Here is a 12,440-nt window from a genome sequence, read left to right on the forward strand (position 1 = left end):
ACGATATGAGTTAGCAATCCTAAGATGAAGACTCGCTTCTTTCCTGAAACATGGCCATGTCTGATTCATCGCTCGCTTTTGCCTCTGCCGCCACCCCGGCGCTTGCTCCTGCCGCTCCCGCTCCCCGCACGGCCATCGCCAAGGGCTCCATCGAATTCAAGCGCAGCAACCGCGCCCTGTTCTTTGGCGGCTTTTCCACCTTCAGCTTGCTGTACTGCATCCAGCCCCTGTTCCCGCTGCTGTCGCACCAGTTTCATCTGACGCCTGCGCAAAGCAGCTGGTCGCTGTCCGTGTCGAGCGGCTTGCTGGCCATCTCCTTGGTGCTGCTGAGCGCCGTCTCGGACCGGATCGGCCGCAAGCCGCTGATGGTGGCTTCGATGTTTTCCGCCGCCATACTGACGATCTTGTCCGCCTTCGCGCAGGATTATGCGCAGTTGCTGGCCATTCGCGCCGCGCTCGGCATCGCCCTGGGCGGCATGCCGGCCGTGGCCATGGCCTATCTGGGCGAGGAAATCGAGGGGCCGTCGCTGGGACTGTCGATGGGCTTGTATATTGCGGGCAGCGCGTTTGGTGGCATGTCGGGACGCTTGATTGCTTCCATGCTCAGCGATTTCCTCTCGTGGCGCTGGGCCTTGGGCGTGCTGGGCGTGGCCGGCGTGCTGGCGGCGGCGGAATTCTGGCGCAGCCTGCCCGCGTCGAAGAATTTCGTGCCCAGCACCAAAGGCTGGAACGCCTTGCCGCACGCGATCAAGCAGCATTTTTCCGACCGGGGCTTGCCGTGGCTGTTCTGCCTGGCGTTCGTGCTGATGGGCTGTTTCGTCAGCCTGTATAACTACATCGGCTACCGCCTGCTGGCCGCGCCGTTCGGCTTGCGCCAGAGCACGGTCGGCTTGCTGGCCTTTCTGTACCTGATCGGCATCTTCAGCTCCGTCTGGGCGGGACGCCTGGTGGACCGGCTGGGGCGCCGGGGCGTGCTGTGGATCATGCTGTCGCTGATGCTTTCCGGCATTGTATTGACCCTGTTCGACTCGCTGCCGCTGATCGTCGCCGGCATGGCGCTGGCCACGTTCGGCTTCTTTGCCTCGCACTCGATCGCCAGCAGCTGGGTCAGCCGCCGCGCCCGCGCGCCGCAGGCGCTGGCCTCGGCCTTTTATCTGCTGTTCTATTACCTCGGTTCCAGCCTGATCGGCTCCGCCTCGGGCATGATGTGGGGCTTCGACGGCTGGACGGGCGTCATCATCATGCTGGGCCTGTGCCTGGGTTGCGGCCTGCTGATCGCCCTGCGCCTGCGTCATTTGCAGCCGCTGGGCGCGCGCGAAGCGGTGGGCTGATCGTTTATTTGGGACAGTTGCCGATCATCGTTTCGCCATTCCTGCCCGCGCGCGTGGTCACGCACAAGGTGCCCAGCGCGCTGGTGATTTTATAAGTGCGGCTGCCCCTGGCCTCATTGGCGCCCACTTCCTCGATTTTCGATGCCTCGTACCATTTCGGCGGCACGGCCGCGTAGGCCTCGGCAAAGCCTTGCTGCATGCGCTTGAAGGCGGTGTCGTCCAGTTTCTGTTCTCCCCGCTGCGGGAATTCCTTGCGCAAATCTCTGTCGATCTTGCCCACGTCGCGCTTGGCTTGCGCCAGGATATCGGCGGCGCTGGGCGCTGGCGGCGCCGTGATCGCTTCCGGCGTTGCCGGTGCTGACGCCGGCTCGGCGGCGGGTGAGGGCAGGGGGCGGCTGACGGGCGCCGAGATGGTTCGGCGCGGCACACGTTCAGCGGCCGGTTTTGTACTGGGTAATGGTATAGGGACGGGCTTGGGCGGCGCAGGGGGCGTGTAGCGCAGCCAGGCGATGGCCGGGCCCTGCGGCAAGTGCCCGTCAGCGGCAAGGCGGGGGCGCGACTGCAGCACGACATAAGCCAGCCCCGCGTGCAGCAGGACGATCAGCAGCAGGCCCGGAGCGCGGCGGGGCAGGGATGGCAGCGAGTTCATGGAGGGCGTGGTGGTTCAGGTACGCCAATGTATCTGAAGGATTTGATAATTATCTAGAATGTCACAAGCGCTTACAAAAAAGTGCCTCATGGAAATTTCAATGCCCTGGCCGCTGGCGGGGAACCCTGGACAGGCCTGGCGATCCAACTCCAGATAACCATGGGAGGACAGATCATGATGCAGGTAAAGGAAGTGGCACGGCGCTTCGGCGCCATCGAACACGCGATCGGCCAGGCGGCCCAGCTGTGCGGCAAGCAGCAGGGCATGCCGATGGACTTGAAGGATTGCATCAACCAGCTGGACCAGCAAAAGAGCGCCGTGCGGCAAGCCATCGACACGCAAGACGATGCGCGCATCCGGCAAGCCGTCGAGCAGATGGAATCACTGGGCGACCGCGCCAAGCGAGCGTGCGGCACAGCGACCAGCATCACGCCGGAAATGAAGAGCGCCGTGCTCAAGGTGCACGATGAGTTATCGGACCTGAAGCATCAGCTGCACTAGGCCTTGGCGCTTGAACGCGCTACATCTGGCGGAACAGATGGGCATACAAGGGGCTGACGCGCAGTTGCGCCGGGTGCTGGCGCAGGGTCAGCGACAGCTTGCCCGCTTCGTCGCGCACGGCCGTGGCGATGGCGCTGGCGTTGACGATGGTGCCCCGGTGGATTTGCCAGAACTGCTGCGGGTCCAGCTGGGGCAAGAGTTCCTTCAGACTCGTGCGTATCAGCGCTTCGCTGTCCTGGCACACGACGTTGATGTATTTGTCCAGCGCCTCGAAATACACGACATCGGCCAGGGCGATCATGCGCACGCTGTTGCCGACGGCCGCCCGTATCATCTGCAGGCGCGGGGCGGGCGGCACCATAGCCTGCAGCTGGGCCAGCAGGCGGGCCAGGTTGTCATCGCCGGGGGCCGCTGCGACGGTCGCCGCCGTGGAGGCTGGCGCAGTCGCGGTCGCTGGCGTTGTCGCAGCGTTGCGGCTGTCACTGTCGCGCAGGCGCTGCCGCAAGCGTTCCACCGTCTTGCCCAGGCGCGCATCGTTGACGGGTTTTAAGACGTAATCGGCGGCCGCCTGCTCGAAGGCGGCCAGCGCGTATTCGTCGTAGGCCGTGACGAACACGATGTGGGGAAACGGCACGCCGTCCGGCCACTGTTCTGCCAGTTCCTCGGCCGCTTCCAGGCCCGTCTTGCCCGGCATCTTGATGTCGAGAAACAGAATGTCGGGTTGCAGTGCCAGGCCTTGCTGCAAGGCTTCCACGCCATTGGCGCAGGTGGCAACGATGTCGAGTTCCGGCCATAGCCGGCGCAGGGCGTGCGCGAGGGCGGCGGCGAGTATGGGTTCGTCTTCGGCGATCAGGGCGCGCGGGGTGGAACTGGTCATGGCGTGGGGCTCGTGGTGGTGGAGTGAATCGGTAAGTGAAGGCGGGCGACGACGCCTGCCGGCGTATTGGCGGCCAGCGACAGGCTGGCGGCATCGCCATGCATGCCGTGCAGGCGTTCGCGGATATTTGCCACGCCCAGTTGCGTGCCCTTGGTCTGGCCCGGATGGTCGAGGCCCAGGCCATCGTCGCTGACGGTCAGCACCAGCGCGCCGGCGTCCGTGGATGCCTGCACGTGGATGTGCCCGCCTTCGATCTTCGGTTCCAGGCCGTGCTGGATGGCGTTTTCCACCAGCGGCTGCAGCAGCATGGGTGGCACCTTGATATCGCGCAAGGCCTCGGGCAAGTCCAGCGCGTAGCCCAGGCGCGCACCCATGCGTATCGACATCAGTCCCAGGTAGGCTTGCATCAGGGAAAACTCCTGCGCGAGGGTGGTGGACCCTGCACGGGAGGAGCTCAAAGTGGCGCGCAGGTACTGGATCAGCTGGTCGAGCAGCAGCTGGGCACGGTCCGGATCAAAGCTGATCAGGCCCTGCAGGTTGGCCAGGGTGTTGAACAGCATGTGCGGTTCGATCTGGGCCTGCAGCAGCTGCAGCTGCGCTTGCATGGCCTGGCGCGCCACGGATTCGGCGCGGGCCTTTTCCTCGGCAGCCACCATTTGCAGGCGGGTAATCTTTTCGCGGCTGGAGAAAAACAGCACGGCACCGCCCGTGGCCAGCAGGGTAAACACGAGCGTGCCCATCATTTGCGTGGGCAACAGGTTTTCGAAGCCGCCCACTTCCACGCCCGTCAGCCAGCCGAACAGAACCAGGCCCAGCATTTGCGCCACGGGCACGGACAGCAGGATGATGAGCATGAAGGGCAGGAGTATGGGCCGCTGGTCCGCGCCCCATAAAGTCAGGCGCATGCCGTCGATCAGCAGAAAGGCGATCGTGCCGATGCACATCGAGGCGATCAGGTTTTGTCCGAAATGGCTGCCCGGATTGAGAATGAACGTGATGACCAGCGCGCAGATCACGTTCAGCGCCAGCGCATAGCGCGCATCGCGCAACATGCGGTAGTAGGGCGAGCGGCGCTTGGCAGCTGGAGCATCGGCGGAGCGGGCGTCGGGTTTCATATAGTTGTCTGCTGGTAATGATGGGGCATTGTGTGCCAGCGCGGGCCAGGGCGCAACAGGACTGCGACGAAACGGCGCTGGCGCGACGCGATTCGCAGCGGCGCGTCGCCAAACGGCGCCGCTTTACTTTTCAGGATGGGCGCGGGATAGTATGGCAAGACAGTCTTTGCTATAAAGGAATCCCCATGTGGCCCTATCCACGTACTCTGGCACACCGCGGCGGCGGCACCCTGGCGCCTGAAAACACCCTGGCCGCCCTGCGCTGCGGCCTGGCCTACGGCTATCGCGCCGTGGAATTCGACGTCATGCTGGCGTCCGACGGCGTCCCCGTCGTCGTGCACGACCCCGAACTGGGCCGCACGGTGGCCGGCAGCGGTCATGTCAACGACTACACGGCAGCGCAGCTGGGGGCCATGGAGGCGGGCGCCTGGTTCGGCCCGCAGTTTGCGGGCGAGGGCGTGCCCACGTTCGAGGCCGTGGTGGCGTATTGCAAGGCGCAGCACATCTGGATGAATATCGAAATCAAGCCGGCACCCGGCTTCGACGTGCCGACGGGCGAGACGGTGGCGCGGGCCACGCGCGATTATTTTGCAAAGGAACTGACTGCCGGAGAATTGCTGCCGCTGCTATCATCGTTCAGCATCGCGGCATTGGAAGCGGCGCGCGCGGCGGCGCCGGAACTGGCGCGCGGCTGGCTGGTCGAACAGATACCGGATGACTGGGCGCGCACGGCAAAGGCGCTGGACGTGGTGGCGCTCCATTGCGACCACCAGCAACTGACGCCGGCACTGGCGCGACAGGTAAAGGAGGCGGGATACGGGCTGTTCTGCTACACCGTCAACACGCCCGAACGGGCCAGCGAACTGCTGGCTTGGGGCGTAGACGGCTTTTGTACGGACCGGATCGATATGATTCCCGCCATGGCGTAGGTCGGATTAGCGGGGCTGTCGAGGCGTAGCGTAATCCGACAACATTGTTGGCACGGAGCGTGGTGTTGTCGGCTTACGCGCTTACGCGCTTACGCGCTTACGCGCTTACGCGCTTGCGCGCTAAGCCGACCTACGTTCAAACAGCTTAGAAAGTCACGCGCATGCCTACGGTGACATTGCGCCCCATCAAAGGTGCCGCGTTCTTGATGAACGAAGTATGGCTGTACGCCAGTTCGTTCGTCAGGTTGTTCGCCTTGATGTAGAACTGGGCCGGCGTCGTGCCGATGCGCGTGTCGTAGTTGGCGGACAGGTTCAGCATGTTGTAGCCCGGGGTTGCCGTTTCAAACGCGGCGACCTTGTCTTGCTTGCCCACGCGGTAGAACTCGGCCACGCCGCTCCATGCCTGCCAGTTGGCATCGAACTTCACGCCGAAACGCTGGGCCGGGATGCGTGGCAAGTTGCCACCATTGCCGGCCAGCTTGGCGCGCACGGTGTCGCCGAACACGCTGGCGCCGAACATGGGGTTCAGCTGCTGGCGGATCTGCCCTTCCAGCCCTGTAAACGTGGCGTCGCGCTGGGCGTATTGGATCAGCTGGAAGCCTTCGTGGTTGTCCAGCGTGCTGCCGAAGATGTAGTTATCGACCTTGTTGCGGTAGGCGCTGGCCGAGAAGGTCGTGGCGCCCGCATATTTGCGCAAGGTCAAGTCGATATTGTTCGACGTTTCCTTGCCCAGGTTTTGATTGCCCAGTTCATACGTGGCCGTGGCCATGTGCACGCCGTGCGCATACAGTTCCTCGGCGCTGGGCAAACGGTGCGTGCGCGAGATGGTCGAGCCCAGCGAATACTGGGGCGCGAATTTCCACACGGCGCCCAGCGAGACCGACGTGCCCTTGGCGCTGCGGTCTTGCAAGGTGGCGCTGTCGACCGCGATGTCTTGCCACTCGTGGCGCAAGCCCGCTTCGAAGCGCCATTGGTCGAGCTTGTATTCTTCCACCAGGAAGGCCGCGTGCTTCTTCGTTACCGTCGGCGCCACGTAGGCTTCCTCGCCCAGGGCGGAGAAATCGCGCTTCGACGTTTGCAGGCCGATGACGCCGCGCCAGCCGAACACGGGATGGTGTTCCATTTCCAGGCGCGCGTCGTGGCCCTTGTTTTTAAATGTGGTGGCGATTTCCGTGCCTTCGATTTCATCGTGCTTGTAATCGGTGAACGACGCGCGCAGGCGCAGCTTGGCGAAGCCGGGCACGGGGTCGCGCAATTCGCCGCGCACATCCCAGCGTTCGCTTTTCAGTTTCACGTAGGGCACGGCGCCATGTTCGTGATCGTGGTCATGTTCCTCTTCGTCACCGTGGTCGTGACCGTCGTGGCCGCCGCAATGCAAATGCGTGCCGTGCGGGTGGCAGCTTTCGAATTCGTGGTTGTGGCCAGGCAAGCCGTATTCCGCATGCTGGCTGGTGAAGGCCAGGCCCAGGAAGCCGCGTTGACCCACCCACGACACGCCCACGCTGCCCGTGTCCGTCTTGTTGTAGCTGCCGGCCACTTTGGAGCCGCCTTCCCAGCCGCTGCCGACCTTGTATTCTTTCGCATCGCGCTTGACGCCTTCCGCGTGGAAGGCGATGTTGCCGGAGCCGCCGGTGACTTCAAAGGCGCCCGCCTTCTCGCGCGCGTTTGAATTGGCGCGTACTTCCGCGCTGCCTTCAACACCTTTTGCCGGCACGCGCGTGGGGATTTTCTTGTCGATCACATTGACGACGCCGCCGACGGCGCCGCCGCCGTAGGCCAGCGCGGACGGGCCGCGCAAGACTTCAATCTGTTCCGACAGCATCGGTTCAGCGGCAACGGCATGGTCGGGGCTGATGGTCGACGCATCCTGCACTTCGGCGCCATCGGACAGCACCTTGACGCGCGGGCCATCCATGCCGCGGATGATGGGGCGGCTGGCGCCGGCGCCGAAATGGCTGGACGTGATACCGGGCTGGCCGGCCAGGGTTTCACCCAGGGTCGCCGCCCTTGCCAGCACCAGTGCCTCGCCTTCCAGCACCGTCACTGGGGTGCTCATGTCGTCGCTGCCCAGGGCCAGGGCGCTGGCCGAGACGGTGACGGCAGGCAAGGTGGCTGCCTGCTGCGCCAGGGCGCTGGCGGGAGCGGCAAAGGCCAGCATGATGGCCAGCGCGAGGGGAGTGGGTTGGTGTGAACGGACGGACATGGGCAAAGTTCCTTATCGGCTAGCAGTGTTGGCAGGGTTGGGGCAGCGCATGAACAGGTGAGCCTGCCCTAAGATGATAATGATAACCCATTATCATTAATGTGTGGCAGTTTTTCCGGGCGGTAGATGCAGGCGGATGGTGTATTCTGTTGGCTATGGAACGCACAACACGCCAAAAAACCGCTATTCAAGCCGCCATCGAGTCGGCCCAGCGCCCCCTGTCGGCGCAGGAAATCCTCGAACAGGCCAGCTTGCAAGTGACGCAGCTGGGCATCGCCACTGTTTACCGCAACTTGAAGTCCTTGGTGCTGGAAGAAAAGGTGCACGTCGTGACCTTGCCGGGAGAAAACCCGCGCTATGAGTCGAACACGGCCGCCAATCACCACCATCACCATTTCCAGTGCACCACCTGCCAGCGCGTGTTCGACGTGCATGATTGCCCGGGCGACTTGAAGCGCATGGCGCCGCAAGGTTTTGTCGTCGAGCGCCACGAATTGACCCTGTACGGCCGCTGCGCCGACTGCAATGCCGGCGCCAGCGCGGCTGCCGCGGCGGCCAAGGCCGCGACTGCACCGCACGCCTGCGCCAGCCACCACGACCCGGCCTGAGCGGGCAGGCTGCGCGTATGGGCAGGCTTGCAACAATGCCCGTGCCAGCCCTGATTGCCGCACCCTATATCACGTATAATCTTCCCTTTAAAGCTGCCGCCACTCTTTGCCAAAAAAACATGAAATCAACTGAAATCCGCGACAAGTTCCTCAAATTTTTCGAGTCCAAGGGCCATTCCATCGTCCGTTCCAGCTCCCTGGTGCCAGGCAACGATCCGACCTTGCTGTTGACGAACAGCGGCATGGTGCAATTCAAGGACGTGTTTACGGGCATGGACAGCCGTCCGTACACGCGCGCCACCTCGGTGCAGCGCTGCGTGCGCGCCGGCGGCAAGCACAACGATCTGGAAAACGTCGGCTACACGGCGCGCCACCACACCTTCTTTGAAATGCTGGGCAACTTCAGCTTCGGCGACTATTTCAAGCGCGATGCGATTCACTTCGCCTGGGAATTGCTGACCAAGGTGTACGGCTTGCCTGCAGACAAGCTGACCGTCACCGTCTACATCGAAGATGACGAAGCGTATGACATCTGGGCAAAAGAGATCGGCGTGCCGGTCGAGCGCATCATCCGCATCGGCGACAACAAGGGATCGCGCTACGCGTCCGACAACTTCTGGCAGATGGCCGATACGGGCCCATGCGGTCCATGCACGGAAATCTTCTACGACCACGGCGCCGACATTCCAGGCGGCCCGCCAGGCTCGCCTGACGAAGATGGCGACCGCTTCATCGAGATCTGGAACCTGGTGTTCATGCAGTTCAACCGCGACGAAGCGGGCGTCATGCACAAGCTGCCGAAACCGTGCGTCGACACGGGCATGGGCATGGAGCGCCTGGCCGCCGTGCTGCAGCACGTGCATTCGAACTATGAAATCGACCTGTTCCAGCACTTGATCCGCGCCGCCGCGCGCGAAACGGGCGCCACCGACCTGGAAAACAAGTCGCTGCGCGTGATCGCCGACCATATCCGCTCCGCCGCCTTCATGATCGTCGACGGCATCATTCCGGGCAGCGAAGGCCGCGCGTATGTGTTGCGCCGTATCATCCGCCGCGCCCTGCGCCATGGCCACAAGCTGGGCCAGACGAAACCGTTCTTCTACAAGCTGGTGGCGGACCTCGCCATCGAGATGGGCGGCGCCTATCCGGAACTGGAAGAAGCGAAGGAAAACGTCGCCAGCATGCTGAAAGCCGAGGAAGAGCGTTTCGGCGAAACCCTGGAAACGGGCATGAAGGTGCTGGAAGCGCAGCTGGCCAAGGATGGCACGGGCATCGACGGCGCCACCGCTTTCACTTTGTACGAAACCTACGGCTTCCCGCCGGACCTGACGGCCGACATCTGCCGCGAACGTGACATCACGTTCGACCAGGCCGGCTACGACGCGGCCCTGAAGGAAAGCCAGGAACTGTCGCGCAAGGGCGGCAAGACGCACAAGGACAGCAAGGTCGAGTACACGGGCGAGAAAAACACATTCGTCGGCTATGACCAGTTGACGTTCAGCAGCAAGGTCGTCGCGCTGTACGCAGCCGGCACGCCGGTGCAGGAATTGAAGGCGGGCCAGGATGGCATCGTCGTGCTCGACACCACGCCGTTCTACGCGGAATCGGGCGGCCAGGTGGGCGACCAGGGCGTGATCGCCTCGGGCGCGGGCAGCTTCGCCGTCAGCGATACCCTGAAAATCCAGGCCGACGTGTTCGGCCACCACGGCGTGCTGGAATCGGGCGTGCTGAAAGTGGGCGACGCCGTCTCGGCCGAAGTCGACACGGCCAAGCGTGCGCGCACCATCCGCAACCACTCGGCCACGCACTTGATGCACAAGGCCTTGCGCGAAGTGCTGGGCAGCCACGTGGCGCAAAAGGGTTCGCTGGTCGATCCGGACAAAACCCGCTTCGACTTCAGCCACAATGCGCCGATGACGGCCGAGCAAATCGCCGCCGTGGAAACCATCGTCAACAAAGAGATCCTGGAAAACCGTGCCACGCAAGCCCATTTGATGTCGTTTGACGACGCCGTCAAGCATGGCGCGATGGCCCTGTTCGGCGAGAAATACGGCGACGAAGTGCGCGTGCTCGACATCGGCAGTTCGAAAGAACTGTGCGGCGGCGTCCACGTGCAGCGCACGGGCGATATCGGCCTGTTCAAGATCATCGGCGAAAGCGGCGTGGCCACCGGCATCCGCCGCGTGGAAGCGGTGACGGGCGAGGGCGCGCTGGCGCTGGTGCAAACCATCAACCGCCGCCTCGTCGAAGCGGCCAGCGCCCTGAAGGCGCAGCCGGAAGAACTGACGGCCCGCATCGGCCAGGTGCAGGACCACGTAAAGGCGCTGGAGAAGGAACTGGCCGCGCTGAAATCGAAACTGGCGTCGGGCCAGGGTGATGAGCTGGTCACGCAAGCCGTCGATGTCAACGGTATCAAGGTGCTGGCGGCCGTGCTGGACGGTGCCGACGTGGCCCGTCTGCGCGAAACCATGGACAAGCTGAAGGACAAGCTGAAAACGGCCGCCATCGTGCTGGCCAGCGTGGCGGACGGCAAGGTCAGCCTGATCGCCGGCGTGACGGCGGACGCCACTTCCAAGGTCAAGGCGGGCGAGCTGGTGAACTTCGTTGCACAGCAAGTGGGCGGAAAAGGCGGCGGACGCCCCGATATGGCGCAGGCCGGCGGCACCGATCCGAGCGGCCTGGCGAACGCTTTGGCCAGCGTACCGGCCTGGGTCGGCGAACGCGCAACACAGGCGTAAGCTAGAAGGCATGCGGGGTTTGCGCCCCACAGTCCCTTGAAAACGGCCCGCGGACGGTGTTTGCGGGCCGTTTTGCCGTGTGGCATCTCGTTGTGACACCACAACAGCCGATGAACTATTTTGGTGCAGCGCGTCAATGCCCCTGATTTAGAGTAGTATGTCGAAAATCAGTACAACAAAACAATGGTGGGATATTGATGATGAGCGACACACTACTTGATACCGAGATTATGGAATTTCACAAAGAACTCGACGCGCGGGGCTTGAATTGTCCGTTGCCGATTCTGAAGGCGAAAAAGGCTTTGTCAGAGCTGCAGAGCGGGGAAGTGCTGCGCATCATGGCAACCGATCCCGGTTCCGTGCGCGACTTCCAGGCTTTCGCCAAGCAAACGGGCAATGCCCTGCTGTCGCATGTGCAGACGGGCACCGAATTCGTCTTCCTGATGCAACGCAAATAATTCTGCCAGCCGGGGCCGCCGTGGCGCGGCCTGGTTTTCCTTCCCGAACCAGCCCTTTTGCTGCCCTGCAGCGTAGCGGCCGACCCCCTTGAAATCCCCAAAGCTGGACAGTTTAGATGGATTGCTCTAACAAAAAATCGCACGATCGTGCTTAAATTCGGTTCAGGATTCAAATTTCTCTTATAATCGAACGCACAATCAGCACTTGATCCGTCATTTTTATAATTTCCCAAAGGCATAGCTATGAAAGTCTTGGTACCCGTCAAACGCGTGGTCGACTATAACGTCAAAGTCCGCGTCAAGAGTGACGGCACTGGCGTCGATACCGCCAACGTCAAAATGTCGATGAACCCTTTCGATGAGATCGCGCTGGAAGAAGCGATGCGCCTGAAGGAAGCCGGCAAGGTCACCGAAGTGGTCGCCATCTCCTGCGGCGTGACGCAGTGCCAGGAAACCCTGCGCACGGCCATGGCCATCGGCGCCGACCGCGGCATCCTGGTGGAAACGACGACCGAACTGGAGCCGCTGGCCGTGGCCAAGCTGGTGAAATCCCTGGCCGAGAAAGAACAGCCGCAACTGATCATCCTGGGCAAGCAGGCGATCGATGACGACAGCAACCAGACCGGCCAGATGCTGGCGGCCCTGCTGGGTTGGCCGCAAGCCACGTTCGCTTCGAAAGTCGTGCTGGAAGACGGCAAAGTGACCGTCACGCGCGAAGTCGACGGCGGCCTGGAAACCCTGGCATTGACCTTGCCAGCGATTATCACCACCGATTTGCGCCTGAACGAGCCACGCTATGTGACCTTGCCGAACATCATGAAGGCCAAGAAAAAGCCGCTCGAGACCGTCAAGCCGGAAGACCTGGGCGTCGATGTCGCGCCACGCCTGAAGACCCTGAAAGTCGTCGAGCCAGCCAAGCGCTCGGCCGGCATCAAGGTGCCGGACGTCGCCACCCTGGTCGCCAAGCTGCGTACCGAAGCCAAAGTCATCTAAGCGCGGCCTCGCCGTTTATCCAGAACAATTACAGGACA

At 62.9% G+C, this 12,440-nt stretch carries 11 protein-coding genes; 7 read left to right on the forward strand and 4 right to left on the reverse strand.

Going from position 1 to position 12,440, the window contains the following annotated elements; all coding sequences use genetic code 11:
- The first annotated feature begins 56 nt into the window (after positions 1-56).
- Positions 57-1,331: an MFS transporter gene (locus CBW66_RS24130; protein ID WP_230492018.1), complete on the forward strand. Its 1,275-nt coding sequence runs from the start codon at positions 57-59 to the stop codon at positions 1,329-1,331.
- Between the two features lie 4 nt (positions 1,332-1,335).
- Here the strand turns inward: CBW66_RS24130 and CBW66_RS24135 are convergent, their stop codons facing one another.
- Positions 1,336-1,980, reverse strand: a complete 645-nt coding sequence (locus CBW66_RS24135) for a hypothetical protein (protein WP_086139620.1) — start codon at positions 1,978-1,980, stop codon at positions 1,336-1,338.
- A gap of 174 nt (positions 1,981-2,154) precedes the next feature.
- Between CBW66_RS24135 and CBW66_RS24140 the strand changes: the two genes are divergently transcribed.
- Positions 2,155-2,481, forward strand: coding sequence for a hypothetical protein (locus CBW66_RS24140; protein WP_086139621.1), 327 nt, complete (start codon positions 2,155-2,157; stop codon positions 2,479-2,481).
- 19 nt (positions 2,482-2,500) lie between these two features.
- Here the strand turns inward: CBW66_RS24140 and CBW66_RS24145 are convergent, their stop codons facing one another.
- Together CBW66_RS24145 and CBW66_RS24150 are read right to left on the reverse strand one after the other, a co-directional pair.
- On the reverse strand, positions 2,501-3,358 hold the full coding sequence (locus tag CBW66_RS24145) for a LytTR family DNA-binding domain-containing protein (RefSeq protein WP_086139622.1): 858 nt from the start codon (positions 3,356-3,358) through the stop codon (positions 2,501-2,503).
- Complete coding sequence (locus tag CBW66_RS24150) at positions 3,355-4,473, reverse strand: sensor histidine kinase (protein WP_086139623.1); 1,119 nt, start codon at positions 4,471-4,473, stop codon at positions 3,355-3,357. Before CBW66_RS24150 ends, CBW66_RS24145 begins: the two co-directional genes overlap by 4 nt.
- Positions 4,474-4,658: 185 nt before the next feature.
- Between CBW66_RS24150 and ugpQ the strand changes: the two genes are divergently transcribed.
- Positions 4,659-5,402, forward strand: coding sequence for a glycerophosphodiester phosphodiesterase (gene ugpQ, locus CBW66_RS24155; RefSeq protein ID WP_086139624.1), 744 nt, complete (start codon positions 4,659-4,661; stop codon positions 5,400-5,402).
- A 145-nt stretch (positions 5,403-5,547) separates the two neighbouring features.
- Here the strand turns inward: ugpQ and CBW66_RS24160 are convergent, their stop codons facing one another.
- Entirely contained in the window at positions 5,548-7,605 is a 2,058-nt protein-coding gene (locus tag CBW66_RS24160) for a TonB-dependent receptor (protein WP_170932998.1), read from the reverse strand.
- 155 nt (positions 7,606-7,760) lie between these two features.
- On the opposite strand from CBW66_RS24160, the gene CBW66_RS24165 reads away from it, so the two are divergent.
- From CBW66_RS24165 to CBW66_RS24180, 4 genes are all read left to right on the forward strand, one after another.
- A complete protein-coding gene (locus CBW66_RS24165; RefSeq protein ID WP_086139625.1) occupies positions 7,761-8,213 on the forward strand; it encodes a Fur family transcriptional regulator in 453 nt (150 codons plus the stop codon).
- Between the two features lie 119 nt (positions 8,214-8,332).
- Positions 8,333-10,951 carry an alanine--tRNA ligase gene (alaS, locus tag CBW66_RS24170; protein WP_086139626.1) on the forward strand — a complete coding sequence of 873 codons (2,619 nt, stop codon included), beginning with the start codon at positions 8,333-8,335 and terminating at the stop codon, positions 10,949-10,951.
- 230 nt (positions 10,952-11,181) lie between these two features.
- Positions 11,182-11,409 (forward strand): sulfurtransferase TusA family protein, encoded by a 228-nt coding sequence (locus CBW66_RS24175; RefSeq protein ID WP_010395510.1) that lies wholly within the window; start codon positions 11,182-11,184, stop codon positions 11,407-11,409.
- A gap of 243 nt (positions 11,410-11,652) precedes the next feature.
- Positions 11,653-12,402 (forward strand): electron transfer flavoprotein subunit beta/FixA family protein, encoded by a 750-nt coding sequence (locus tag CBW66_RS24180; RefSeq protein ID WP_034759884.1) that lies wholly within the window; start codon positions 11,653-11,655, stop codon positions 12,400-12,402.
- Positions 12,403-12,440 lie beyond the last annotated feature (38 nt).

The organism is Janthinobacterium sp. GW456P, assembly GCF_002127655.1.
Lineage (GTDB): Bacteria > Pseudomonadota > Gammaproteobacteria > Burkholderiales > Burkholderiaceae_D > Janthinobacterium.

Bases quoted from the DNA above. Each gene is read 5' to 3' on its own strand.
- CBW66_RS24130 (WP_230492018.1), top strand. From the start codon at position 57: ATGTCTGATTCATCGCTCGCTTTTGCCTCTGCCGCCACCCCGGCGCTT.
- CBW66_RS24135 (WP_086139620.1), bottom strand. From the start codon at position 1,980: ATGAACTCGCTGCCATCCCTGCCCCGCCGCGCTCCGGGCCTGCTGCTG.
- CBW66_RS24140 (WP_086139621.1), top strand. From the start codon at position 2,155: ATGATGCAGGTAAAGGAAGTGGCACGGCGCTTCGGCGCCATCGAACAC.
- CBW66_RS24145 (WP_086139622.1), bottom strand. From the start codon at position 3,358: ATGACCAGTTCCACCCCGCGCGCCCTGATCGCCGAAGACGAACCCATA.
- CBW66_RS24150 (WP_086139623.1), bottom strand. From the start codon at position 4,473: ATGAAACCCGACGCCCGCTCCGCCGATGCTCCAGCTGCCAAGCGCCGC.
- ugpQ (WP_086139624.1), top strand. From the start codon at position 4,659: ATGTGGCCCTATCCACGTACTCTGGCACACCGCGGCGGCGGCACCCTG.
- CBW66_RS24160 (WP_170932998.1), bottom strand. From the start codon at position 7,605: ATGTCCGTCCGTTCACACCAACCCACTCCCCTCGCGCTGGCCATCATG.
- CBW66_RS24165 (WP_086139625.1), top strand. From the start codon at position 7,761: ATGGAACGCACAACACGCCAAAAAACCGCTATTCAAGCCGCCATCGAG.
- alaS (WP_086139626.1), top strand. From the start codon at position 8,333: ATGAAATCAACTGAAATCCGCGACAAGTTCCTCAAATTTTTCGAGTCC.
- CBW66_RS24175 (WP_010395510.1), top strand. From the start codon at position 11,182: ATGGAATTTCACAAAGAACTCGACGCGCGGGGCTTGAATTGTCCGTTG.
- CBW66_RS24180 (WP_034759884.1), top strand. From the start codon at position 11,653: ATGAAAGTCTTGGTACCCGTCAAACGCGTGGTCGACTATAACGTCAAA.